Source organism: Lacinutrix sp. MEBiC02595 (assembly GCF_053601555.1).
Genome location: NZ_JBSHNU010000124.1, coordinates 82107 through 107400 on the forward strand (window position 1 = coordinate 82107; position 25294 = coordinate 107400).

Below are 25294 nucleotides of genomic sequence, written 5' to 3' on the forward strand. Positions count from 1 at the left end.
GCAGTTTAATCTATAGTCTTTGGATGTATAATAATATTTTTTATCGATTGGTAAATTACTTCTTTATCAAAAGTTTTCACATACAAATCTCTAAAAAATTTACTAGCCAACCCTTTATTTTCCATATACTTTTCTAAATGTTTTATTAAATCGGAAACAGCATTGGGATTAAAGGTAAAACTATTAAGCGAAAATTGTTTTACATCAATAAAATCTAAGGCTCCGAATTTTTCAGACACAATAACAGGAGTTCCTAAAGCAATTGCTTCAATAAATACGAGACCAAAAGCTTCATGATAACTCGGTAATACTACCACGTCCATACTTTTATAAAAGGCAATCATTTCTGTTGTCGACAAGTTTCCTAAAAACACAACTTGGTTCTTTAACGCTAATTGATCTACCAAATGTTCTAACTGCTTTTTATACGAACCGTCACCTGCAATATACAATACTACAGATGTCTTATTTTTTAATTCATAAATGGCTTTTATAACGGTCTCATGATTTTTGTCGGAAACCAAACGACCAGGACAACCTATTTTAAAAACAGCTGTTTTTTTTAGCGCATGTACCGTTTTAGCACAAGGCGTATACTCATCAATATTAGTCCAAAAAGGAATCCTTCTAGTACATTTTACTGGCACTTTATAGACCGTATGCATTTCTTCTTGCAACCGTTTAGAGTTTGCTAACACCAAGCTTGCCATATTTAAATATATGGTCTTATTAACCACTTTAATGAAACTAGGTTTGGTATGTCCGTAAGCGGTATGAAACCATGCAATATTATCTTTTACGCCTAATAATCTACCTGCTAAAACAGCAGGATTAATATAACTGAAGTTAGAGATAAGAACATCTGGCTTTTCCTTTTTTATGAATTTATATATTTTAAAATACGTATTAAAATATCCTTCCTTTTTATCCCCATAAATACGAACGCCATTTTGCACAAAATAATCTGCTTGATGCTTTAAATAAAAATTGACAACCTCAAAACCATCCTGATGCATTTTTGCGGAAAGCTCCTGGAAAAAGTTGGAAAGCAAGCCTTTATTATAAGTATATAGGATTAAAATTTTCAATTTATTTTTCTTTAATTTTTGATTATAATTCTATATAGATTTTTAAAAATGTAAATAAACTTTTTCAAACATACTTTTATTATCCTTTTTTCTAATAAACATGGAAGACCTTTTTTTTGAAGTTCTTTTAAATCGTTAGACTCAAAAGTAACTAAAAAAAACACCTTTTTTTTTATCAAAGAAAATGGTGCTTTACATCAAAGAATCTTGGTCTCCTCTGTTTCAAAAAAACCAGATAATGTTAATTTCTCCTCCCATAATTTGCGGTTTTTCTCAAATAAAAGGATTAAATCTTCTGCATTTAATTTTTGATGAAAATCGAATAAAATAGCAGCTATATTGTCTCTATCTTTATAATCCACCCAAACTACATGTTCTTTCCAATCTATATTTTCACTTAATGGTAAATACCCATCCGTATGCACATATAAAGGAATTCTTCCCATCATAAGAGTTTCATAAAAACGAACAGAAAAATTACCAGCTCCTCGCACACATAAAACATATTGAGAAGCCAATATATTTTGATAAAACTCTTTACTTGTTTCGTCTATGGATGCTCCTTTCTCTATACCCGCGCGATACTTTTCTCTTTTAATAAAATTAGATATAACACCTTCATTAATCTCTAATTTATCTAACAAATAAGCTCGTAAAAAACTAGTTGATACAATTTTTTGTTTTTCTAAATGACTTAACCCTATTTGGGTTCTAATATTTCGGGCAAATTGCTTAAAAACCTCTTTAAAAGCATTAATTTTAGATGCATTTGCTTGTCCGCAAAAACCTACTACAGGATGCATTAAATAAGTGCTTTTAAGATAAATAGCCTCTAAATTATTCTTTGCTAAATAATCGTCCACAAAAGAAGGATATCCTTTATGCCCTTTTTGATTATTAGCAACATAACCGCCTTGCCTAAAAACTATTACATTTTTAAAAAAAGGCACTTGAATTCCAAAATCACCAGAATTTATAGACCAAACTACTTTGTTTTGCTTTTCGGCTTCTTCTATTAAAGCAATGGCAATGTTTAATTGTTTGGTTTGGGTATAATATCCCCACGACATTGGCAAGATCACTACTTGTGCCTTTGAAATAACATCAGTAAAAACAAAATCCACTTCACTTACGCCGTATAACGATTTACGTTGATCATCAGTAAAGCCATCTTTTTTTATAAATGCCTTCAACAAAGGAAACACCTCAGATCTATAAGCGCCATCATAATGACTAAATGGATAATATATTAGCATACATAAATGTTTAAAAAGAAGACTCTATTAATTTTACTTATACCCTATAGCAATTAAATGTGCTGTTTCTTGCGACGTATTTTCTACGCCTTTAGATTGTAACCTATTCATAATATTAGAAAAAATAGATTGTACCGTTTGAAATGGTCTTTTTAAACTATAACTTTTTAAACCTTGCACACGATATTTACCAGTCTTCACGCCATAATGCACATCTACTTTATCAAAATATTTTTCCAGTAAAGTTTGTAACTCTAATCGCGTATAATGCCTAACATGATCTGGATTCTTATCTGGTCCTTCATTTTTTATAAAATCGCCATTTGGCGTTGTAAAATATGCCCAACCTCCAGCTCCAATCACTTTAGCAATGTTTTTTATAAATATGTCATCTGCTTCTACATGCTCTATAACCTCAATACAAACAACCGCATCATAAGATGCATCTGGTAAAGTAGATTTTGTCATATCTTGAATCACAACATCTTTTATATTACTTCGATTTTTCTGAATCGTAGTTAGAATATCTTTGGTAAACCCTAAATTTAATTCCTCGCGAGTTCCTGCTTCTTGAGGGACATCCAACAAGGTGATTTCTGCAGGTAAATTAATGGTATATGGTGATTTGCGTCCGCCAACATCCAAAACAGAAGGTGTAGTTTCCCCATTCTTAAGGACTTTAAGTAGCCGCTTTATATCCTTGCGAACCGTAACTAAATGGGTGGTCATTATAGGAAAAGTAAACCAACGTAGGAATTCGTATTGTGTCATAATAATGTACAGATATGCTATTTGTATTCTAATGATGTTACAATAATAGATATTATGAATTAAAAAACGGTATTGTTTATGCAAAAGCTATACAGCAAAACAAAAAAGGAGGCTTTAACTTCTTAATTTTCACTATAAAAATGAACAAATGCTTCTTGTTGTTTTAGTAAACCAAACTCTTTATGCACTCTAGCAATAGCATTTTCTCTAATTTTTTGCTTTTCTGCTTCCGATAATTTTAATATTGCTTCTATTCTATTTGCTAAAAGTATTGGATTTCGTTTTGGCTCCACCCAACCTGTTTTGCCATTTAAGACATTCTCTGCCAGACCTTCTGCATTAGAAACCACACATAACAAGCCCAAAGCTTGCGCTTCTAAAACGGCATTACAAAATCCTTCTTGAATACTGTATTGCACATATATACTAGCTGCTTCTAGGTGTTTCTTTACTTCTGTTTGTGGTAATTTACCGGTAAACGTAATATGTTCTTTAAGCCCCAATTGATGTGCAGCAAAAACAAGGCGTTCTTTTTCACTTCCATCGCCTATAATGGTATAATGAAATGCAATTCCCAATTGTTTTAAAAGCGCTAAAGCTTCTAAGGTGTATACCAATCCTTTTTTCCAATGCAATCGTGCTACGGTTACTAACTCTAGCCTACTATTTTTTTCTATAGAATGATTAGGTGTGAAAAAGGAAATATCTATGGCTGGTGTAATGACTTGTATGGCATGGGAAGGAATGTTATACGATATAAGATCTTGCTTCATTTCTTGAGACAGCACATGATACCGAATATCTTTTTGAAACAACATAGTATAGCATCCCGGATGCTTTAAAGGCGACAAATACAAATCGTATCCTCTAAAGCTCACCGCCATTTTTGCTTCCATCGCAGCTGCAACATTTTCTCGCCCTACGGCTAACATACCAAATCCAAAATGCAACCAATCGACATCCGCACTAAGAAAAAACGAATTCAGAATTAACTGTTTTATATTTTTAAGAAAAGGAATACCATCCTTTTTATTTAATTGATACAGTTTTAAACTTCGCTTCGGATGGAAAAACACAGTCTTTATAATTGCTAAAAAACTATAGCCTATTTGTTTTAATTTCCCTTTACCAAAATCATTTCCGGCGACTACTTTGCAGCCAAAATGTGCATCTGCTTCGTTTAAATAATCTACAAACAAAACAACACGAAATCCATGCTCCTGCAAGCCTTTAATTTTATTTCTAAAAAAGGTTTCGGAATATCGAGGCACTGTAGATAATACAATACCAATCGCTGGTTTATCTAGGTTCTTTGCTTGCATAACTATAGGCTTTGGTATAATGCTAACATGCCTTTAACCATTTGCTTATCGCTATGTTTTTCTGCTATGGTTTGCAAAGCGTTCTGTTTTATTTTATTTTTTTCTAGGGCTGGTAAGCTATCTATCTTTAATATTTTTTGCGCTATGGCTTCTGCATTTCGTGCAGGAACTATAAATCCATTCTTGCCATCTCTAACGACTTCCTGCATACCTCCACAATCTGTAGTTAATACTATTGTTTTGTTCTGCATAGACTCTAGAACCACATTAGCAATTCCTTCTTTTACACTAGATAGTAGCAATACGTCAGAATTAAAAATGAACTCTTGCACTTTAGTGTATGGTTGTATATTTAAAAGCGTCACTTCCTCTTCTAAATTTAGATCATGAACCTGATAAGCCAATTCAATATCTTCTGTCCCTCCCACTATGGTATAATGAAAAGAGAAACCTTGGTCTTTTAACTTTTTACAAGCATCTAAAGCATAGGTATATCCTTTAATCCAATGCGGTCTTCCAATAGATATAATTTGAAAGACAGTATTTGATTCTGCCTGTTTATTCTTTGTTTGCACTTCTGCCAATCCACTATAGACTGTTGTAATTTTTTCTTTGGAAGCCCCATATTTTTCAGCCTCTAAACCTATTGCTTTGGATACCGCATGAAAGGCATTCACTTTTGGAAAGCACGCTCTATACATCGCTGCTAATTCTTGATCTGCAATTGGAGAATAATTAATATGTGCGCCACGTAAACTTAGCACGAGTTTTATTCCAAATTCTTGTACCCACATCCAATCGTTAAGTCCTTTTGCCCATTGCACATGAAAAACATCTGGTTTATGCCATAATACCGGATAGCATTTCACCTTATCTAATAGCATATTTTTAGATTGTGTTTTTAAAATACCATCTAGCTTTTGTTTCTCTTTGGACTTAAAGAAGAATAGCAAAAAACTATATTTTAATAGATGTAGAGCTTTTTGAATTCTTGTGTTTTTATAGGCAAATACAGCAACCGATTTCGGGTAAGACACTTTCTTTTTAAGAAAACCAAATAAGTATATTTCACAAGCTTCTGGAGACAAACCAATAATTAGTCTTTCTATAAAAGTAGTACTTGGGATATCTCCAGAATAAATAGCTATTTTTAATGCTTTTTTCAAAAAAGAATGGATTTAAAACCTAAAGTTAATAATCTTTTAGAGCTACAAAATATTTTCACTCCTTTTGTTGTACATCCTTTGGAAACTTATACTTAAAAAATAAGGATAATGTTAATAGCATGCTTACAGAATGCGCATAAAACACACCATCAGTGTCTTTAAATAGGGTATAAAACTCTTTCCGAATCGCGGAAGAAACAAATTGTTCGCCTTTAAAATCATGAAACAACCAATCCTGCAATGCGGCATCATTATGTTCTCCTGTAAACTGTAATTCCCAATTACGCTGTACATAAGGTACAGAAGCTGCTAAACGTTGTAGTTTATTTAGAATACGATAAGGAAGATTCCAAGGTGTTTTATTATAGGCATAATTATATAAATTAAAAGGGCGCTGTTCTTGCCAAGTTAACTTTGCTAATGCTGGCATACGGAGTTTTATATATTCTATTTGTATTTGTCTTCCTGCTAAATACTTTTCGGGAACACTACAAATAAAATCACACATTCGTGCATCGTAATACGGAAGCGTAATTGGTCTTTCCGATTGAAAAACAGACAAATTAATACTCGTCCAACGTGGCGCCCAATACAAGCTTTTAAATGCCCTTATTTGTGCATTGGCGCTATTGGGTATATGTATATCTACTAATAATTTGGTAATTCGCTTTTTAAAATACGTTATAAAATCGCCTGGAAAACCTTGGGTTTTCCATATGCGCTCTGCTAAAAGCAATCCGTCTTTTTTAACTATTTTTTTTAGTAGCATGGCTACTTGCTCCTCGGTGGAAGCATCCTCTGAAACGCCCATATCATCAAAAAGAACATCGCCCCAATGGCCTAAAGAAAATACATCGCCCATAGATGCATAGTCCTCTTTGAATGCCATTTGTCGCGGATGCGTAAATTCCGAATAACAATTATTTATTTCCGATAAGGGCTTAATAACATCCCATAAATAACCATTTGGAATTTTAAAATCTTGAAATGCAAAATCACATGTTGCTGCAATACGTTTGCTATACTTCGTTTCATCATGTCCTCCTGTAAAGGCATAACTATACGATTGTACAGGAATATTTAAATGATGTAATGCTACAGCTTGCGTTCTACTATCTAAGCCTCCAGATAAGGGTAAAATTACTTTTTTACCCGCGGTTTGTTCTTTAATAATAGTTTCAAACAAATCGGCAAATTCAGAAACTATTTGGATTAAAGGCCTTTCTTTTGGTGTATAATGCCATTTAAAATAAGACGTTTCAGAAAGTATTTTATTCGATTTTTCATCTAACACATAGTTCTTTCCCGGTTTTAAAACTTCTAATCCCTTATAGTACGTATCGGTATCTAAAAAAAACCCAGTAGCCACAAATACACAAATAGCTTCATAATCTAATGCTTGTGGCGTACCCACAAACTGCTGTTCTATTGGAATTATATCTGTAGTAATATTCATTTCACTTTACTGCTTTAAGAGTTTCAAATATAAGTCTTCATGCCGCTTAATAAAAGTCGCGATCGAAAAATGTTTTATACAATAACTACGCAAATTAACACCTAACTTTTGACGTTCTGTTTCGGGTAAATTATAGATGGTTTCTATTTTACTTGCTAGAGTTTTAACATCCGATAATGGGAAAAGTAAATCAGGGAAATCGGAAAGCACATAAGCAATACCTGGAATATTAGATCCCAAAACAGGAACTTGCATGGCCATTGCTTCTACCAAAGCCATTGGCATGCCTTCCTTTTTACTAGGTATTACATATACATCTGCTTGTGCAAATAAAGGTCTTACATCTAAATGTTTTCCTAAAAAAGAAACCTGTTTTTCTAATGCTAAATCTTTCACTAATACTTGCAGCTTCTTTACATAATCATTTCGCATATCCCCTACAATATCGAGATGAATAGGCAAATGTTTTATACTATGCATCGCATGCAAAAGAAATTCTATGTTTTTAACGGCCACCAAATTAGCTACCGTAATGATCTTAAAGTTAGTATTCTTTTTAGGGATGCCTAAACCTTCGGTATGATAATAAACCGTATCTAAGCCAAATGGAATAAGCGCTTGCCGCTTTTTCTTTGGAAAAAAAGCTTGCATTTGGGTATTCACAGTGATAATAAAAGTACTGAAATAACTTCTAATCTTCCAATGCTTATTTCCCCAAGTCATGGCTTTTTTAGTGTATATAAAAGGTATTCCTGCTAATTTACATGCCAATACTTCGGTCCAATCACTGCTATAATGCCAAGAATGCACAAGATCTACTTCTTGGGTTTTTAAAAAATTTTTAAATGGCTGTACACGTTGTATTAACGTATGGTATGGTCGTAATGCTGTTGTAAAGGGCATTATATGTATTGGCAAACCTAAAGCTGCTACTTCTTTAAAAAAAGGACCTCTATCATGATTACATACAATAGATACTTTAAAACGTTCTGGATCTAATTGGCTCGCCAAATCATAAACCACTTTACCACTTCCCGCGGTATCAAAATTAGGTATGGTATACAGTATGTGTAGTCTTTTGGGCATTTTTATTTCCTTTATTAACGTAAATATAAAGTATTGCTAAGCGTGTATCTGTTTTGGCTTAAACAAATACCTATTAATACGCACAAACTGCTTTCCTGACAGCAGATTACATGCGTAAAGTTTTAAAAGGCCATATCCTAAAACATAATTTTTAAAACTGATATATTTCTTTTCACGAAACAGGTTTAGGTTTCGATGTACCAGTTGTATATGTTCTTTGCTTTGGGAACGCTCAAAATAACGGACACACAAAAAATAATAACCAGAAACTAAAGACAATTGATGGGTATTTAAAGCATCTGTTTGTAATAATTTAGAAATAAAGATATAAACCGCATTACATACTGGAGGAACAAAGTTTTTCCGTTCCCGAATAGGATTTACGCGATAATAAAAATCAATAGGAGTATCTATAATACGATAACTAGTACTTTGCTGCAAAGCTCGAATAGCTAATTCTACATCTTGCAGTCTTTTTAATTCGGGATGGAACTGTCCTATCTTTCTAAAAAAAGAACGATCCCATAAAACACAAGACGTTTGCCATAAAAATTTTGCTGCTAGAAAATGATTTAAATAATTATCTCGAGGTGTCTTTTTAGTAATTTTTTCTCCTTTTTCATTCAAAATACCATAATTCATAAAAATAGCATAATCCGTAAATACCACTTGCCTATTCGCTACAAATGTATTTGTAATACTATCATCCGCATCTAAAAAAACCAAAGTATCACTTTTAGCCAAATCGGCACCAAGATTTCTACATACCGAAGCATTTGTTTTCTCCGTATTTAAAAGGAGTTGTACTCTATGGTTCTCGAGATTAGCACACCAAGATTTTACTTGTTTTTGTATTTCTACATCCGATGTATCATCTACAATAACCCAATCCCAGGCAGCAAGTGTTTGTTCTTGCAAACAGCGATATACTTGTTTTAACCCTTCTAAATCGTTATAATGTGGTGTTATGATACTTAAAGACATGTATGCTTATTTTTCAATAATTAAAATTAAACTAAACCTTGGTGAATAGCCCATTTTTGCCAAGCATATACATGCCATAAACCCCAAACGTCGACAGCACCTTGATCCTCAAAATAAGCATCTATACTTTTCTTTAAATAATTTAAATCTACATGCGCTGCACCATAAAATGGCCTTTCTAAAATAGTATGCACAAAATCGGTTTTCAGTTCATTATTCAACCAAGAAGGCATTGGTACAGAAAAGCCTTTCTTTTCCGTATTTACCATTTTCTCCGGAATAAAATCATATAAACTTATTTTTAATAATAATTTTGGACGATCATGACGAATGGTAAATCCGGAATCAATGCGGTTACTAAAAGCAATCATTTCTTTATCTAAAAAAGGCACACGAACTTCTAAACTATGCGCCATACTAGTTAGATCTACCTTTTTCAAAACACGTTGTAGGTGTCCGTAAAATTCATTTTTCTTTAAATACTGTAAAATCTCCGGTTTTTTATAGGAACCCTTATATGCATAAAGATTATAAACAGATGTCGTAAAATTGGTATTAGGCATAAATGCGTCAATACCACTAAAATGAACTTGTTTATTTAAAATCCAATCGGAAAAGCGTGAAAAAACCTGTAATCCCCAAGGTACTTTCTTTTTAAACCTTCTTAAAACTGGTAAAATAACTTTCCGAGACCAAAGCGGATAATCAAACCAATGTGCCTGTTGCAAGGAGGTTCTAAAACGAGGATATCCCCAAAACAGTTCATCGCCTCCATCACCAGATAGCATCACTGTAGCATTCTTTCTTGCCTTTTCACAAATCACATAGGTTGGTATAGAACTATAATCGCCAAATGGCTCTGGCATGGCTTTAAAGTGATCGTCAATAACCGCAAGTAAATCGGCTTCTTTTGCAGTAGCGGTAAGATGGTCTACCTTTAAACGAGAAGCATAAGCACTAGCGTCATCCCTTTCATCGTACTTTCCATGACCATCGATACCAAATGTAAATGCTTTTATTAATGGTTTTTCTTCTTTTGCAAATGCGGTAATTAAAGAACTATCATAACCTGAACTTAAAAAAGATCCTAAAGGCACATCCGATTGTATTTGGCTTTTAATCACATTTTGCATACAATTTTTAAATGCTGCTTTAGTAGCCATATCGGTATCTAACAATTCGCTAGACACTTCCCAAGTATAATAGTCTTCTTTTTTAATGATTTGTTTTTTTGTATAATCCCAAACCAACAATTCTCCGGGAGAAACCTGATAGATATTCTCAAAAACCGTATCTGGTGCATGCATATAACCAAGGCCAAAGAAACTTTTCATCGCCTCTGGGCGTAATGTTTTATTTACAAATACCGGATGTTTAAAAATCTGATTAAACTGCGAAGCAAAAACAATAGCATCCTTTCCTATTCCATAATACAAAGGTTTAATTCCAGAAAAATCTCGAAATAGCGTCAGTTGTTTTTCTAGAGTATCCCAAACAGCAATGGCAAACATACCATTTAGTTGTGCTGCCAATTCTCTTACTGGAATACGGTCTAGCAAATGACAAATAATCTCTGTATCTGATGAGGATCGCAAAGCAGAATTTGCGATACCATAACGCTCTTGTAAAGCTTTATAATTATATATTTCACCATTAAACACCAATGCATATCGTCCTGAAGGACTAAATATAGGTTGCTTTCCTGCTTCGGTAACATCTAAAATAGCCAAACGGTTAAAACCTAATTGACATATATCGCCCTTCCAAAGTCCTTGTTGGTCTGGCCCACGTTGCGTACTTAAATCTAATAGTGTTTTAAAAGTGTCTGCATCTAATAACGCATTTGAAATTTCTCCTAAAAATCCACACATAATTAATTACCTTCTTGAAATATAAATTCTTTTGTTTTTTTAGCTATTATGCGCCAATCATAATGTAGCGCTAGCTCGCGTTGTAAGCTACTTATTTTCCTTGAATAATTCTTATTTTCAACAAGTTCCTTTAGGTATAAAGCAGAACCTGAAATATCTGCAGTATCAAAAACAGGCAAACCACTTGTTTTTGGTATATAATCTCTTACAGCTCCTACGTCATTAACGACTAATGGGCAACCGCACGCCAAGGCTTCCAATATAGTATTAGATGCCGTGCAATCGGTTAACGATAATAAAACGGCACCAAAGGTTTGATAATAATGTAATAAATCGTCATCTGAAACGGCCTCTGTATGTATTTCTACTTGGGGTAAACCCTGATACAAAACGGCATATTCTGAGCGCATCACAACTAAAAATTCTATAGCTACTATTTTTTGCACGGCTTTTATAATCGCTATATTTCTTTGATGATCGCGATGAGAAACTCCTATAATTAAAACTTTATTCGCTCTTTTTATTTCGGGATTAAAAGTAAAATAGTCTAAATGAATGCCATGAGGAATAAAACGTATTTCGGCATTGGTATATTTTTCAAAAAAGGGTATTTGATTACTTCCCATCACTATAATCTTATCTAAAGTCCCAAGTACTTTTTTCCTAGTATAGCCCATCCGTTTTTCTAATTCGGCTGGAGGATGATGAAAAGTGGCTACTATTTTGGAAGGCTTTATATTAAAAGGAAATCGTTTTAAATACTGTAAATAATAAAAATCCATATCCCCATACAATACATGCACCGTTTTTGCTTTAAAAATTTGCTTAAGTATGCGCCATTCTTTGGCGACTGTTTCTCCCTTATAATTTTTTAACTGGGTGCGTTTTCCAAAAAAATGAGCTATTCGATACGGCATAAAAAAACCTTTTACGAGAACCTTTGGAAAGTGTAACAAATCTAAGAGACATTCATAGCCAGAATACTTACCATGTCTGGCCCATTCTTTCGTTAATACATAATGTCGATCTTTCATGAATCTTAAAAAGTAAATAAATCCTGAAAACGGATTCTAATCGTAAATATAAAATAATCAATCAAAACACATAATTTATTAGGTAAGAAATACCATTTTACAATTTTTATTTTAGATTAGCACTTCTTACATCATTACTTAATAATTTAAAATGCTATTTAACTCTATTGATTTTGCAATTTTCTTACCAGTAGTCTTTTTACTCTATTGGTTTGTAACCAATAAAAGTTTAAAACTTCAAAATGCATTTTTAGTCGTTGTTAGTTATATTTTTTATGGCTGGTGGGATTGGCGTTTTTTATCGCTTATTGCTTTTAGCACGCTGTTAGATTATGTAATAGGAAGACTTTTAGCTTCTGAAAACAAAGTTAAAAAACGTAAAGTATTACTAGGCATAAGTATCGCTGTAAACTTAGGCTTTCTAGGATTTTTTAAATATTACAACTTCTTTTTAGATAATTTTATAGAAGCATTCTCTTGGTTTGGCACACCTATTTCTGTGCGCGCTTTAAGTATTGTACTCCCCGTAGGTATAAGCTTTTATACCTTTCAAACACTAAGTTATAGCATCGATGTATATCGTAAAAAATTAGAACCTACTAAAGACATCATAGCATTTGCCGCATTTGTTAGCTTTTTTCCGCAACTAGTAGCAGGGCCAATAGAACGCGCTACCAATCTACTGCCACAATTTTATAAAAAAAGAAGCTTTAATTATTCCTTAGCGGTTGATGGACTTCGTCAAATACTTTGGGGTTTATTTAAAAAAATGGTAATTGCCGATAATTGTGCTGTTTTTGTAAATACTATTTTTGATAACAGTCAGGATTATTCCGCAAGTACTTTAGTATTAGGCGCTGTATTCTTTGCCTTCCAAATCTATGGTGATTTTTCTGGTTATTCTGATATTGCCATTGGTACTTCTAGATTGTTTGGTTTTAACTTAAAGCAAAACTTTGCTTTTCCCTATTTCTCTAGAGATATTGCCGAGTTTTGGAGACGTTGGCATATTTCGCTATCTACTTGGTTTCGCGATTATCTATATATACCTTTAGGAGGTTCTCGAGGATCTAAAGCGCAACAAATACGCAATGTTTTTATCATTTTTATTGTCAGTGGTTTTTGGCATGGTGCTAACTGGACCTTTATTGTTTGGGGAGCTTTAAACGCATTATACTTTATGCCTTTATTACTTACCAATAATAATAGAAACCATATAGAGGTGGTAGCCATAAAATCTAGATTCCCATCGATAAAAGAAAGTGTCCAGATACTCGTCACCTTTATCCTAACAACATTAGCATGGATCTTTTTTAGAGCAGAAAACATAAACCATGCGCTGCAATATATTAAAGACATTTTCGACTTAAGTATTTTTTCTATACCGCAAATAAGACCTACCGATTTATTTGTGCTTCTTTCCTTCTTTCTTAGTATAGAATGGTTGGGACGACGTAACCAGTATGCATTAGAAACTTTTGGTTTACAATGGAATCGATCGATACGAATACTATTTTATTATGTTTTAGTAATCCTCATTTTTTGGTTTAGCAGAAACGATCAAACCTTTATTTATTTTCAATTTTAAGGATGAAGTTATTTCTAAAAAAAACCACCACTTTCCTAATACTCGTAGGTATTTCTATATTAAGTGTTAGCATCCTTTTAAATATATACCTTAACAAAAAGGCCCATTTCTCTTTAGATAAAAATATAACGAGTGTAGTTTTTGGCCATTCACAACCACAAACAGCTTTTAATGATTCGTTAATTGCTAACTTTAAAAATATAGCCGAACCTGGAGAACCTTACTTGTTTACTTATATTAAAGCAAAACAAATTCTAAAAAACAATCCGCAAATTAAAAAAGTATTTATTGAATATTCTAACGTGGATATCTCCTTGGTTAAAGATAATGACATTTGGAGTGATAAACATATAAATTTACGCTACCCCATTTTTTCTGAATTAATGGATTGGCAGGAAAGAAACTTATTATTCCATAAAAATCCAAAGGCCGTTATTCAAGTACTATCAAAAACATTAAAAAGACAATTCTCTAGAATAGTAAAAAACAATTATAATTATTTACCTGCCATGGGTGGCTATAATCATCTGGATGAAAGCAAATTAGATTCTATTTTAAAAGGAAATATAAAAAAAAACAATGCAAATTATTATTTACCTTCAAAATACAACCTACTGTATTTAGACAAAATTTTATCTCTGTGTAAGGATAAACACCTCGCCGTTTATTTAATTAAAAGCCCTATGTATACGGATTCCTATTATCTAGATAATGATAATTTATTATATAAAATAAAAAATGAAAAATATAGTGATATAGAATTTTTAGATTTCACCAAATTCCCTTTATCAAATAAGGAATTTAGAGATCTAAACCACCTAAACCATAAAGGAGCAAAAAAATTCTCATTATGGTTTAATAAACTACTAAAAGATGGATTGCTTAAAAAACAAGATAAACAGGAAATAATTAACAAGAGTTTTTAGAGTTTACACAAAAAACTAAAAATCCTATAGTACTGGATTATATTGTTCAATTTTCCGCAAGCAATTTATTGGAATCCGAAAAATATCTAAATTAAAATCCAAAAGACTTCTAATAAAATGTATTAAATTCTAAACAAGAAAAACCTATCAAGAAGCTTTTCTTACTTTGCTAAATACACTTTAGTATCCGTTTTCATTTTAATGTCATTAAGAAGTTTTAAAGAGAATAAATCATTCTCATTTATATGATGCGAATCTTTTAACCACAGTTCATACTTTTTATCCCATAAGGCACCACCAAAAGTATAATCTAAATAAAACACATTTAAATTGCTTTTTGAAGAAGCTTCAAATATAGATTTTATGTTATGTATATCATTCTGGGCCTTGCTATACTCTTCATCTTCTGGTGCCGTAAACAAAATTAAAGTCACTTGATTTTCTACACACATATCAACAATAGCGTTATAATCCTTTAACAGCTTTTTATCAACCCCTGCAAGATGGTTTGGAAATAAAATTTCCATATCTTTTAAATTAAATGTATAATTTTTTATTAGTGGTGATTTAGGTTTAAATTTATTAGCATAGGATGTTCCTTTTTGATTCTGACTAGCAGATAACTTTAAACTTAAGCTAAAAGCTCTTCTAATTCCCGATGATAAGTCACCTGAATACTCAAAATAGTGTTTCCATAGTTTTGGGTCATTTACAAACAAATCACCAGCGATATTATGTAAATGGGTTCTTTCTTTATTAAATGTAAACCAAGAAACTTCTAATAAAATGAGTTGAGGCAATTTTGAGCAATTATTAAGATAGGATTCCAACGTCAATTTTGAAATCGAAATATTAGCCGACGAATAACCTAAAACAGCTACCTTATGTTGGTTATTCTCCTCGAAGGCTGTCTTATCGATTGCTGATAGTAGTTTACTATTTCCTAATGCAACAATATTAGCATCTTTTTCATAAAAGGCAGAATCAAATTCGTCGAAGTAATAATAAGATGAAGATCTAAATTGATGTTTCTGTTTTGCTAAAACAAGTAAAAGCAACACCAAAAGAAACAAAGGTATTAAGAATAATATTATTTTAGAAATATAGCTTTTCATTCGGTATGTATTCAATCATTAATTGCAGGAAAAAATAAAAGAATTAGTTTATGGAGTTATAAATTTCCTGAAGTTTTGTGACCAAAACTTTATTATCATAATTATGCACCACAAAATCACGTCCTGTTTCACCCATTTGTTTTCTAAAATCGATATCTAATATTAATTTCTCAATCACGGTAGCAAAGCCGTCTACGTCTCCTTCTTCTACAACAAAACCACTTTTATTTGGTAATAAGCCATAAGGCATCCCTCCAACATTAGAAACCACCACAGGCAATTCCATTGCTTGCGCTTCTTGTATCACTAAGCCTTGTGTTTCTGCTCTACCTGTTTCGGGATCTACTCGTCCTGGCAATAAAAAAACATCCGCTTGTTCCAAATGCTTTTTAACAATACCTTGTACTTGGCTGCCGTATAACAACACAAAATCTTGTAAATGCAAATCTTGTATGTTCTTTTTAAGCTCTTTTTTCAATAGACCATCTCCTATAAGATGTAAACGCACTTTTGCATACCCCAAATCATGTAGTTTTCTCACCATAGCAATAGCTAAATCTGGCCCTTTCAATAACATCAACTTCCCACAAAAAACAATATCAAAATAGCCGTTTTCCGTTTTTGCTTTTGTTCTTTTAAAAAAGGAAGTATCTAAACCAACAGGAAGTATATGAAAAGGCACCTTGTTCCTATTTATTTGTTGCAATAGACCTTCAAGGTATGGTGTATTCACGGTAAACGCATGTGCTTTTTCGAATAGATAACGATATTCTTTTTTGTAATCTAAAAGTTTATTTGGAAACAAATCATAGCCATGAAATGTGGTGATGAGCTTTACCGAATCTGGAATAATCTCTTTCGCTTTTACATAAGCAAGTCGGTTACCAACCATACCAAAATGGGCATGAATTAAATCGGTTTTATTATTTACTAAAAACCATTGGGCTTCAAAAAACAACTTTAGTGTATAGGCGTCTTTGCCATATTTAAAAACATTTAATGCCTTAAAAAACAAAGCCCATTTAATAGATTTAAAATTTTGAAGGCTCCAGGTAGCAAAAGCTGTAAAACGTGCCACTTTAGAAGTCGGTGGTTTCACAAAATAAGTAACGGTATTCAGCAAATCATGACGTGTAAAACTATCGTGTATTATCGATAGATCGACTTGATGATATGCATACAGACTAATTTTAAAACCTGCATCCAACAAACTATTTATCTGGTTCACAATAAAGGTTTCGGATACGGTTGGAAAATAGTTTACCACTATTGCGATATGTTTTGGTACGTCTTTCAAAACCATTAGACTTTGGTTAGCGGTTTAGATGCAATCTTATTGTACCAAGAAAACAAAGTTTCGTGATTTTTTTTATAAACACGATATTGAAACAACCGATACTTAAAATGGGTAAAATAACGAGAGGCCACCGCTTTTTGTTCCAAAGTACCAAATACTAAAGCGCCTACTTTTTTAATAGGTAAAATAGGAAATCCTTTAAATGCTTTTTTACGAAACGTTTTTGCTGTTTGCTGTTGGTCTTGTAATACATCTAAGTAGGGCCATAAAACAAAATTAGAATGTGCCATCGCTTTTCGAATACGTTTTACATATCCTAAATCCATACGTCCATCCGTCATATAATGTTTAAAATACAAGCGTTCATCAAACCACATTTTATAACCTAGTAAACGTAGAGCATAACAATACTCGGTATCGCCACCAGAGCTAAGTGTATTACCTACTCGGTCACTTAATAAATGGGTAAAACCTAGTTCTTGTAACTGCAACCAATGAACTTTACGCAACACCATACCTGCGCCATAAACACAACCTTTTTTGGTAGTAATATCACCACTTTTTTTGCCTTGTCTAGACACAGCAAAATAACGTGCTTGTTGGTCAAACCAAATTGGTTTTTCACTTTCAAAAGCAGCTTCACACCAACCACCTAAGGCCCCAATATTTGGATGTGCTTCCATAATAGTATATGCCGTTTGCACATAGGTTTCACATAACCAATTATCATCATCACACCATAAAAAAGTATCATAAGTAGCCGCTCGCATTCCTGCTTCTCTAGCATGAGAAAGTCCGGGTTGCGGTTCGTCTATAATTCTAAATACGGTAGATACACCATAAGATTGCCATAAAGCATCTGCTACTTTCTTTGTAGCATCTGTAGAGTTATTATTTACAAGTATGACTTCCCAAGCAAGTGCATTATCGACCTGCTGCTTTGCTAAATACGCTAAAGTTTCTGGTAATAGCTTTACACTATTATAGCAACATACAATAACACTAATTCCTTTCATGTTTTAAATAAATTGGTTCATCAATTAAAGATTTAAAAGCGTAGCACTACATTTCTCATAAGCTTCTTCTGCTCTAGTTAACAAATGCCTAGGCACTTCTATATTAGAGTAACTACTAGTAGCCTTTAAAACACCAGATTTTATATTCTCTAATGGATCACCAGCCCCCATTACTCCAGTATCTTTAAAAGTACTATATGTTGTTTTTAAAGGTGCTTTTAAATCTAGCCAAAGGGTTATTTTATGTAAAGTATCTTCTGGTTTTTCTACAAGATCATTAGATGGAATAAACAGAGCGCTTTGGCCTACTCTTTGCGATAATTGTTCCATTTGGCGCAATCTATTGCAGTAATAATTGGTAACTTTTTCAGCATCTTTATACCAAGTTACACCTGTTTTGTTCCCCATATTGATAATACTTTTTATTGTACTTTCCGGTTCTCTTAATAAAAATAACATTTTGGGTTTTACCTTATGAATAACAGCATCCGATATCGTAGAATTATGTAATATTTTATCGAATAAATATTTATTTCTAAGCGAACACTTTAAGTCTTTAACCAATTCAATTTGCATGTTAATAAGTGATACGTTGTCTTTGTACGACATATGAAGCTCCTTATACCCACGAACCTCTGGGTTATTCCCTAGAATATGACTTAAAACCGTAGATCGACTTCGCATATGACTTACCACAAATAGGTACTTCTTTTTACAAAAAAGTATTTCTGGATTGGCTGCTAATAAAGCTATTTTTCGGGCTTTGGTTGGTATGGACATTGGGTATTCTTTTTTGTAATACATTTTGGCTAAACTTAATATTTTACAAAAATATGTCAACCCTTAAAAAAAACATACCCTTTTCCTGTTAAACGAAAAACAATATAACCAATACAACTTTTAAAAGCACCCCAATAATCACGAAATAACAATTGTTTTTTTACTAATTCTTTAAACAAAAGTAAAAATACAGAATCATTTTCTTTTTGTGAAATTGCCCATTTAATATAGCGTTTATATCGATACAAGATAAACTGCTGTATTCTGTTTAAATCAATATCATTAATGTTTTTTATCAAAATTAAGTGCTTATCTCTAGCTGCAAAATCAGAAGCTATCTCAACTGGATTAAGCTTTATCACCTCTTTAGAAAATGAATTTGGGTGTATTCTATAATATATCAAAACATCGTTTAATAAAACTAATTTAGGACTTGCGTATAGCATTCTCAGATTAAAGTCCCAATCATCAATATTTCCAATCTGTTCATCAAATAAATATTCTTGTTCCTCTAAGAATCTACGATTCCATAAGGGACCACAAACATGAAAACTGATTTTTAAGGTAAAATAATCTTCTATTAATTTTTGCGAAAATATTTGATTTAACTCTATTAGTGCCCCTGTTGTTAGATTGATTTTTTGTGTTTTACCGATTACAACATCTATTTCATTACTAAAACCTGCTAACCACAATTCAAAAGCATTTGATTTCAATAAATCATCACTATCAAAAAAATTAATGTAATGTCCTTTGCTCTTTTCAAAACCATAATTCCTGCAACTGCAAGGTCCTTTTTGTCTATCGATTGGTCTGGTATAATACTGAAATCTATGGTCCATTTCTACAAAACACCCCATTACTTCAGCTGTGTTATCCGAACTACAATCATCTACGACTATACATTCCCAATTAGTATAAGTTTGAGCTATTATAGAATCTAATGTTTCCCCTATAATATGTGCACGATTAAAGGTAGGAATTATGATACTAATTAAAGGGTTCATTGTATTATATATGTTATTTTTTTTTAAAATAATTTAGAATTATTTTTATCTTTCTCTTTAGAATAATGACAGAGGATGATTCATTCTTTAGTTGTTTTAGAAAAAAATCACGATTAATTAATATAACTTGTGGGTAATCTTTTTTTATTTGATTGTATAAAATATCCTTCACCTTTTGAATATATATAGTATCTCTTAAATTATATTTTTGATACAAATGTTCATTAATTAAATTCCAACTATCGATTCTTTTTTGAGCTTTCTTACTGTTATTAACTAAACTTGTATTATCAGATATCTGTTTTCTATAATACACAGATCCTTCCTTATTAAATATAATTTTTTCACAGTTCAATAAAACTCTACAAAAAAATTCTCCATCTTGATTAATTACTAGCGACTCGTCCCAAAGCCCTGAAAGTGATATAATTTTTCTTTTAAGCAAATAAACATGTTGTGGAAAAAAACCTCCATTCTTAGAAAAATCATTAAACAATTCTAGTGCCTCATTATAATTATTATAATAAGGTTCATCTTCCTTTATATCTATCTTTTCTTTAAATTCAAACGTGCCCCAACGACAGGTAACAATACTACATTCATTATCTAAATACAAATTTGGAACTTGACTTTTAATTTTATTTTCAGAAATTAAATCATCACTATCTAACCAATTCACATACTCTCCTTTACTAACTTCAAACCCATAATTTCTAGCACCATTTCCTCCTGGTAAATGTGTATCTGGGCGTTTATGGTATTGAAAACGCCTATCTTTTGCAACATAGCTTTTAAGTAAAACTTCTGTACCATCTGTACTCCCATCATCTACCACAATACACTCCCAGTTTAGATACGTTTGTGCTAATACACTATCCAACGTTTCTCCAATCAAATGGGCACGATTAAAAGTGGGAATAATAATAGAAACAAGGGGTTCTGCTGACATGGTAAATATTTACGCTACCAATATACAAAGTCAGAAGAAAACGAAGGCTAAAAAGAAAAAAAAGTAGTGCAAATTCTAAAAAAACCCATGGTAGGCAATAGGTCATTAAAGTATAGAAAAAGGAAGCAAAGGCAAGGGAAGTAAAAGAAGAATAAAAAAAAATAGAATTAAGCAACCTCTGTTGCTATTTTAACCTTATTAATCATATTAAAAACATCAGAAAAAGGCAAACCCATATACACACAAAACTCACGTATAGTTAACGCTTGATGTTTGTCTTTGCCATGTACATCTTTTATAGTACGCACCAAAGTTTGAGCTGTAGTTAAAGACTTACCTAATAGGATAGCCACTTCTTTCGGATATATACATATTTGCTTCATTCCTTCTTGGGATCGTTGTGGGTATATTCTTCATTATTTGTGGAATTTTCATTGAATCACATAGTACTAAGCTAAAAAATAATTCGGTTAAAAAAAAGAGAATATTTAAAAAAACCCATGCCAAACACTAATAACAAACAACTTAACACAAATGCTATGCCTGTTTTTAGAATTATCCTACTACAAATAGTCAACAACGAGATGACCCATAGATAATCCGTAGATATTCCGTAGATACGCCGTAGATAGTCCGTGTAAACTAGTCCCCATAATACAACACACCAAAAACATAAAAAAGCATCAAAACCAACAAAAAACACACAAACAAGCTGTGCACAAGAATAAAGTACGAAGACACACAAAAAACGAGCAAACCACTCAAAACCGAAACACACATCTTAAACACCCACTACATTAGCTAACAGAAAGTTACAACAGCGCTTATTATTGATTTTTTAAGCAGGAGCTCATGTTTAAGTGCACCTTTAATAAACGGCTAGGTAACGATTAATAATGTATAACCAGTATGCACTAAAAAGTAGAAAGCATACATAAATTGTAACAAAATGGCGAAGTACAAAAGTTTATTTAAAATAGAAGGAACATTAGATGATGTAAACTTCTACAAAACAGAAGATGGGTATCGTGTACGCACCAAAGGTGGTGTAAGTAAATCACGCATACAAAAAGATCCTGCGTTTCAGAGAACGCGAGAAAACAACAGCGAGTTTGGTGCTAGTGCAACCAGTGGTAAAATACTGCGTCGTGCTATTATTGACATGCTAGCAAATGCTAAAGATAGCAAACTGGCTTCCCGCGTAACACAAGTAATGACGCAGATTAAAAATTTTGACCTTACCTCTGTTAGAGGAAAACGTAATGTGGCAGTGGGTATAGCAACACCAGATGGTAAAATACCATTAAGAGGATTTAATTTTAATAGAAAATCCAGTCTTTCCGAAGTATTATTGTCCGATTACATACTAGATACCGCTACGGGAGAGGTAGTTATCAATAATTTTATTCCCATGCAAAGGCTTGCAGTACCAGAAGGTGCTACACATGTAGAATTTACAGCTGGTTTTTTAAACCTAGATTTTGCGACAGAAGTAAAAGATTTTCAAACAAGTAATGTAGAAAATCTGCCTATTAATAGTACAGTATCTACAATTACCTTAACACCTGCAGCTCCCGCAACAGGTACAGGACAAAGTTTTTACTTGTTAAAAGTCGCTTTCTATCAAGAAATTAATAACATACAATATCCGTTAAAAAACGGCACTTTTAATGCATTGCAAATATTAGAAGTATTGTAAAGGAGATTTCTGTAGCATGAATTAAACGAGCATCTAGGCCTAGGTGTTCGTTTGTGCTATTATTTAATGGGTAGGGATTTTAATAGCACATTCTAAAATACCTTGCAAAGCAACTATATGGCGTTCCATACTAAAATGTGCTAAAATATGCTGTTTGCCAGAAGCTCCCATTTTTTCAGCATATTCTTTATCTTCTAGCAGTTGCAACATATTATTAGCCATTGCGCTAACATCATGTTCTTCACATAACAATCCGGTTTCGCCATCTACAATGACATCCGGAATCCCTGCATGGTATGTAGATATAACTGATAATCCTGAAACACTTGCTTCTAAAACAGCCAAAGGCGTCCCTTCCATATCTCCATTAGCAGCTGTTATAGAATGCTGTACAAAAGCTAAAGATTCAGTTAATAAGCTTCTATAAACTTCAGGTGCAACGATACCTAAAAACTGTACTTGATTTTCAAGCTGATAATATCTCACTAAATTCTGACACATATTTAGCAACATCCCATCTCCTGCTAATAACAACTTAGCATCTGGATGTTTATTAACGACTTCTTTAAAAGCCATAAGAGTATAATAGGGCGCTTTTTTATCGGTAAAACGACCAATACCTATAAATTGTTTTTTGGTGTACGTTGGTTGCACCGTTTCAAATTCTGGTTGTGGGCCATACACATTATACACCAGTTTTTCTTTAGGACAACCTATAGCTAACAACATCTGCTCCATCTTTCTAGAAACAGCAACGACTTTTGTCGCTAAACTAAAAACTTCTTTATAATCGTTACATGCTTTTATTACCTTATGTACACTGGCATCATAGCCATGAAAATGCACTACTACAGGCAAACCACTCGCTTTTAAAATGGATAATAAGGCATACGCATGCGTACCATACTCCACCAAAATAGCATCTACAGCATTATTTTTTAAAGAAGTAAGTACAGATTGTTCTTTTATATAAGAAAAGGAATACTTTTTTAATTTACGAATAATACGAAATCGTAATAATGCTAATTTGGAAACTATAGAAGAGACACCTTCTAATTGCATAGATCCTTTATTACCGTAATAATAAAACACATTACCCTTAAGATACTTTTTATGTGCCTGAATAAAGGTTTCAGAATATGGATTTTGATTGGGTGAAAAAATGGCAATGTTCATAAATTATTTTTTTACAATTCCATATAATCCAGTTATCATCTGCCCTTCTTTAAAAACAACTCTTTCTGGTTTATCAAGCTGAATTAAATATTTTATTACAGGCTTTAAAACATGAGATAGAAGCTTTCTTTTTTGTGAGGCCATAGGGCTACGTCTTACCCAAAGCCCTAACATTTGGGCCATAGCTGCATGCCAACCTCCTGTTGCTTTTAACGTAATATCCGTAAAGCCACTATTTTTTAAATGACGTGTTAATGAAAATGGTGTGTAACGATACTCGTCATGAGGTACTTCATGTAAATTCCATAAAAATGGCACCGTAAAAAAGAAAACACCTCCTGGTTTTAAAACGCGAAATACTTCTTTTAATACAACCTCTGGTTCTGGGCAATGCTCTAATACTTCGGTTCCAAACGCACAATCAAAACTAGCATCTTCAAATGGCATGGTGATACCATCCCAAGTGAAATCTGGTTTTACATTTTCATCATATTGCAAAGCAGACTCAATGTCTAAACCGGTATAGTTTTGAATTTTTGAATTCTCTAAAACATATTGTTTATAAGGCATCTTACCACAGCCTATATCTAATAAGTCACCTTTAAAAAATTCGAGACTTACTGCTATAGAATTAAAAATGGACCTTCTAATGGTAAAAATATCCATTGTATCAATTTTAAGCTTTATTTCTACAAAATTACTGAACATCACTTAAATAGTTTAAAAATTATTTTTGAAAAAATAGATACTTTTTTTTTAGTAGTAGGTTTTTCAAAATTAAATAGGAACCCTGGTTTATGTTTTTCTAAGGTCTGTTTATATAATTCCAGATGTGGTTGTAATAAACGATCGGTATCATTTGCAATCAAATTAATAGTTGCATTCGTGTAATGAATAAAAACGACTGGAAAATTACTATTGATTAAAACAGCATTATCTACAAGCGTTCGTTTACATTCTATCCTATTCCAATTAGAAATATTACACCCTTTATGCGCTATTATTTCCACTTGCGTTGAAAAATAAATAGGCATTAAATTCAAATAAGCTTGATCTACATAAAAACCTTCGGCCTTTTCCATTTTATAACTACAAACACTTAACCACCAATCTAAAATATTAATTGCATTTTTATTACATCCAAAAAAACCAGCATTAAAAAGACCTCCTGTAAATAAAGAATTAAAATTAGAAGCGTCTAAAAAAGGATCTTTAGAGCGCCAATGTGGAGTAATTAAAACATCTTTGCTATTAAGAGCATCAAAAAGAAAAAATGGATCACTATAAAAATATAGATCTGGATCTAAAAAAAGAACCTTTTCAAACTCCTTCTTAGTTAATAAATATTTTAAAAACAAAGGCTTTAAAGCCCATCTTAAATTACTTTCTAAATCTACTTCGTATTTATTAATTAATTGGTAATCTAAACTTAATGCGTCTCTAACTTCACCCAACTTAATAACTTCAATATTTCGGTAGGGTAATATTTCATGTACATCATCTACAACTAAAACTTTAAAATTAAATTCTACTAAAAATTCTGATAAAGAGTCATAGATCGCTTTTGCATAAAAAAAATAGTTAGATGTAATGATAGTACAAAATGTTTGGTTACTATTCATAAATATTATGTTTCGTTTTTTATTAAAAGGCTCTAAATTGTGAAATCAAAAAAAATATTCAATTAAAAATGGAGCAACATAAAGA

The 25294-nt window shown here is 32.4% G+C and carries 23 protein-coding genes; 3 read left to right on the plus strand and 20 right to left on the minus strand.

Going from position 1 to position 25294, the window contains the following annotated elements; genetic code table 11:
* Window positions 1–5: 5 nt before the first annotated feature.
* From ACVCZW_RS01195 to ACVCZW_RS01240, 10 genes are all read right to left on the minus strand, one after another.
* Window positions 6–1088, minus strand: a complete 1083-nt coding sequence (locus ACVCZW_RS01195) for a glycosyltransferase family 4 protein (protein WP_452231434.1) — start codon at window positions 1086–1088, stop codon at window positions 6–8.
* Window positions 1089–1285: 197 nt separating this feature from the next.
* A complete protein-coding gene (locus tag ACVCZW_RS01200; RefSeq protein ID WP_452231435.1) occupies window positions 1286–2344 on the minus strand; it encodes an exostosin domain-containing protein in 1059 nt (352 codons plus the stop codon).
* Window positions 2345–2377: 33 nt separating this feature from the next.
* A complete protein-coding gene (locus ACVCZW_RS01205; protein WP_452231436.1) occupies window positions 2378–3115 on the minus strand; it encodes a class I SAM-dependent methyltransferase in 738 nt (245 codons plus the stop codon).
* Window positions 3116–3237: 122 nt separating this feature from the next.
* Complete coding sequence (locus tag ACVCZW_RS01210) at window positions 3238–4437, minus strand: glycosyltransferase family 4 protein (RefSeq protein WP_452231437.1); 1200 nt, start codon at window positions 4435–4437, stop codon at window positions 3238–3240.
* A 2-nt stretch (window positions 4438–4439) separates the two neighbouring features.
* A complete protein-coding gene (locus tag ACVCZW_RS01215) occupies window positions 4440–5603 on the minus strand; it encodes a glycosyltransferase family 4 protein (protein ID WP_452231438.1) in 1164 nt (387 codons plus the stop codon).
* Window positions 5604–5658: 55 nt separating this feature from the next.
* The gene (locus ACVCZW_RS01220; protein ID WP_452231439.1) at window positions 5659–7059 is read right to left on the minus strand and encodes an asparagine synthase-related protein; all 1401 of its coding nucleotides are present in this window, start codon (window positions 7057–7059) and stop codon (window positions 5659–5661) included.
* A gap of 6 nt (window positions 7060–7065) precedes the next feature.
* Entirely contained in the window at window positions 7066–8145 is a 1080-nt protein-coding gene (locus tag ACVCZW_RS01225; protein ID WP_452231440.1) for a glycosyltransferase, read from the minus strand.
* Window positions 8146–8181: 36 nt separating this feature from the next.
* Window positions 8182–9129 carry a glycosyltransferase family 2 protein gene (locus tag ACVCZW_RS01230; protein WP_452231441.1) on the minus strand — a complete coding sequence of 316 codons (948 nt, stop codon included), beginning with the start codon at window positions 9127–9129 and terminating at the stop codon, window positions 8182–8184.
* A gap of 26 nt (window positions 9130–9155) precedes the next feature.
* Window positions 9156–11000, minus strand: a complete 1845-nt coding sequence (gene asnB / locus ACVCZW_RS01235; protein ID WP_452231442.1) for an asparagine synthase (glutamine-hydrolyzing) — start codon at window positions 10998–11000, stop codon at window positions 9156–9158.
* A gap of 2 nt (window positions 11001–11002) precedes the next feature.
* Window positions 11003–12034 carry a glycosyltransferase family 4 protein gene (locus tag ACVCZW_RS01240; RefSeq protein ID WP_452231443.1) on the minus strand — a complete coding sequence of 344 codons (1032 nt, stop codon included), beginning with the start codon at window positions 12032–12034 and terminating at the stop codon, window positions 11003–11005.
* A 151-nt stretch (window positions 12035–12185) separates the two neighbouring features.
* Between ACVCZW_RS01240 and ACVCZW_RS01245 the strand changes: the two genes are divergently transcribed.
* Window positions 12186–13622 (plus strand): MBOAT family O-acyltransferase, encoded by a 1437-nt coding sequence (locus tag ACVCZW_RS01245; RefSeq protein ID WP_452231444.1) that lies wholly within the window; start codon window positions 12186–12188, stop codon window positions 13620–13622.
* Between the two features lie 2 nt (window positions 13623–13624).
* Complete coding sequence (locus tag ACVCZW_RS01250; RefSeq protein WP_452231445.1) at window positions 13625–14548, plus strand: hypothetical protein; 924 nt, start codon at window positions 13625–13627, stop codon at window positions 14546–14548.
* A 161-nt stretch (window positions 14549–14709) separates the two neighbouring features.
* Here the strand turns inward: ACVCZW_RS01250 and ACVCZW_RS01255 are convergent, their stop codons facing one another.
* From ACVCZW_RS01255 to ACVCZW_RS01285, 7 genes are all read right to left on the minus strand, one after another.
* Entirely contained in the window at window positions 14710–15663 is a 954-nt protein-coding gene (locus tag ACVCZW_RS01255; RefSeq protein ID WP_452231446.1) for a hypothetical protein, read from the minus strand.
* Between the two features lie 43 nt (window positions 15664–15706).
* On the minus strand, window positions 15707–16966 hold the full coding sequence (locus ACVCZW_RS01260) for a glycosyltransferase (RefSeq protein WP_452231447.1): 1260 nt from the start codon (window positions 16964–16966) through the stop codon (window positions 15707–15709).
* Window positions 16966–17976, minus strand: a complete 1011-nt coding sequence (locus ACVCZW_RS01265; protein WP_452231448.1) for a glycosyltransferase — start codon at window positions 17974–17976, stop codon at window positions 16966–16968. Before ACVCZW_RS01265 ends, ACVCZW_RS01260 begins: the two co-directional genes overlap by 1 nt.
* Before the next feature lie 24 nt (window positions 17977–18000).
* Entirely contained in the window at window positions 18001–18780 is a 780-nt protein-coding gene (locus ACVCZW_RS01270) for a sulfotransferase family protein (protein ID WP_452231449.1), read from the minus strand.
* Between the two features lie 32 nt (window positions 18781–18812).
* Window positions 18813–19763: a glycosyltransferase family 2 protein gene (locus ACVCZW_RS01275; RefSeq protein ID WP_452231450.1), complete on the minus strand. Its 951-nt coding sequence runs from the start codon at window positions 19761–19763 to the stop codon at window positions 18813–18815.
* Between the two features lie 13 nt (window positions 19764–19776).
* Complete coding sequence (locus tag ACVCZW_RS01280) at window positions 19777–20712, minus strand: glycosyltransferase family 2 protein (RefSeq protein WP_452231451.1); 936 nt, start codon at window positions 20710–20712, stop codon at window positions 19777–19779.
* 167 nt (window positions 20713–20879) lie between these two features.
* Complete coding sequence (locus tag ACVCZW_RS01285; RefSeq protein WP_452231452.1) at window positions 20880–21095, minus strand: hypothetical protein; 216 nt, start codon at window positions 21093–21095, stop codon at window positions 20880–20882.
* A gap of 566 nt (window positions 21096–21661) precedes the next feature.
* Between ACVCZW_RS01285 and ACVCZW_RS01290 the strand changes: the two genes are divergently transcribed.
* Window positions 21662–22411 carry a hypothetical protein gene (locus ACVCZW_RS01290; protein WP_452231453.1) on the plus strand — a complete coding sequence of 250 codons (750 nt, stop codon included), beginning with the start codon at window positions 21662–21664 and terminating at the stop codon, window positions 22409–22411.
* Window positions 22412–22474: 63 nt separating this feature from the next.
* Here the strand turns inward: ACVCZW_RS01290 and ACVCZW_RS01295 are convergent, their stop codons facing one another.
* Genes ACVCZW_RS01295 through ACVCZW_RS01305 form a run of 3 tightly spaced genes read right to left on the minus strand, consistent with a single transcriptional unit; the run spans window position 22475 to window position 25209 of the window.
* Window positions 22475–23587, minus strand: coding sequence for a glycosyltransferase (locus tag ACVCZW_RS01295; RefSeq protein WP_452231454.1), 1113 nt, complete (start codon window positions 23585–23587; stop codon window positions 22475–22477).
* 3 nt (window positions 23588–23590) lie between these two features.
* Window positions 23591–24253 carry a class I SAM-dependent methyltransferase gene (locus ACVCZW_RS01300; RefSeq protein ID WP_452231455.1) on the minus strand — a complete coding sequence of 221 codons (663 nt, stop codon included), beginning with the start codon at window positions 24251–24253 and terminating at the stop codon, window positions 23591–23593.
* Between the two features lie 41 nt (window positions 24254–24294).
* Window positions 24295–25209 (minus strand): hypothetical protein, encoded by a 915-nt coding sequence (locus tag ACVCZW_RS01305; protein ID WP_452231456.1) that lies wholly within the window; start codon window positions 25207–25209, stop codon window positions 24295–24297.
* Window positions 25210–25294 lie beyond the last annotated feature (85 nt).

Bases quoted from the DNA above. Each gene is read 5' to 3' on its own strand.
- ACVCZW_RS01200 (WP_452231435.1), bottom strand. From the start codon at position 2,344: ATGCTAATATATTATCCATTTAGTCATTATGATGGCGCTTATAGATCT.
- ACVCZW_RS01205 (WP_452231436.1), bottom strand. From the start codon at position 3,115: ATGACACAATACGAATTCCTACGTTGGTTTACTTTTCCTATAATGACC.
- ACVCZW_RS01210 (WP_452231437.1), bottom strand. From the start codon at position 4,437: ATGCAAGCAAAGAACCTAGATAAACCAGCGATTGGTATTGTATTATCT.
- ACVCZW_RS01220 (WP_452231439.1), bottom strand. From the start codon at position 7,059: ATGAATATTACTACAGATATAATTCCAATAGAACAGCAGTTTGTGGGT.
- ACVCZW_RS01225 (WP_452231440.1), bottom strand. From the start codon at position 8,145: ATGCCCAAAAGACTACACATACTGTATACCATACCTAATTTTGATACC.
- ACVCZW_RS01230 (WP_452231441.1), bottom strand. From the start codon at position 9,129: ATGTCTTTAAGTATCATAACACCACATTATAACGATTTAGAAGGGTTA.
- asnB (WP_452231442.1), bottom strand. From the start codon at position 11,000: ATGTGTGGATTTTTAGGAGAAATTTCAAATGCGTTATTAGATGCAGAC.
- ACVCZW_RS01240 (WP_452231443.1), bottom strand. From the start codon at position 12,034: ATGAAAGATCGACATTATGTATTAACGAAAGAATGGGCCAGACATGGT.
- ACVCZW_RS01245 (WP_452231444.1), top strand. From the start codon at position 12,186: ATGCTATTTAACTCTATTGATTTTGCAATTTTCTTACCAGTAGTCTTT.
- ACVCZW_RS01250 (WP_452231445.1), top strand. From the start codon at position 13,625: ATGAAGTTATTTCTAAAAAAAACCACCACTTTCCTAATACTCGTAGGT.
- ACVCZW_RS01255 (WP_452231446.1), bottom strand. From the start codon at position 15,663: ATGAAAAGCTATATTTCTAAAATAATATTATTCTTAATACCTTTGTTT.
- ACVCZW_RS01260 (WP_452231447.1), bottom strand. From the start codon at position 16,966: ATGGTTTTGAAAGACGTACCAAAACATATCGCAATAGTGGTAAACTAT.
- ACVCZW_RS01265 (WP_452231448.1), bottom strand. From the start codon at position 17,976: ATGAAAGGAATTAGTGTTATTGTATGTTGCTATAATAGTGTAAAGCTA.
- ACVCZW_RS01270 (WP_452231449.1), bottom strand. From the start codon at position 18,780: ATGTATTACAAAAAAGAATACCCAATGTCCATACCAACCAAAGCCCGA.
- ACVCZW_RS01275 (WP_452231450.1), bottom strand. From the start codon at position 19,763: ATGAACCCTTTAATTAGTATCATAATTCCTACCTTTAATCGTGCACAT.
- ACVCZW_RS01280 (WP_452231451.1), bottom strand. From the start codon at position 20,712: ATGTCAGCAGAACCCCTTGTTTCTATTATTATTCCCACTTTTAATCGT.
- ACVCZW_RS01285 (WP_452231452.1), bottom strand. From the start codon at position 21,095: ATGAAGCAAATATGTATATATCCGAAAGAAGTGGCTATCCTATTAGGT.
- ACVCZW_RS01290 (WP_452231453.1), top strand. From the start codon at position 21,662: ATGGCGAAGTACAAAAGTTTATTTAAAATAGAAGGAACATTAGATGAT.
- ACVCZW_RS01295 (WP_452231454.1), bottom strand. From the start codon at position 23,587: ATGAACATTGCCATTTTTTCACCCAATCAAAATCCATATTCTGAAACC.
- ACVCZW_RS01300 (WP_452231455.1), bottom strand. From the start codon at position 24,253: ATGGATATTTTTACCATTAGAAGGTCCATTTTTAATTCTATAGCAGTA.
- ACVCZW_RS01305 (WP_452231456.1), bottom strand. From the start codon at position 25,209: ATGAATAGTAACCAAACATTTTGTACTATCATTACATCTAACTATTTT.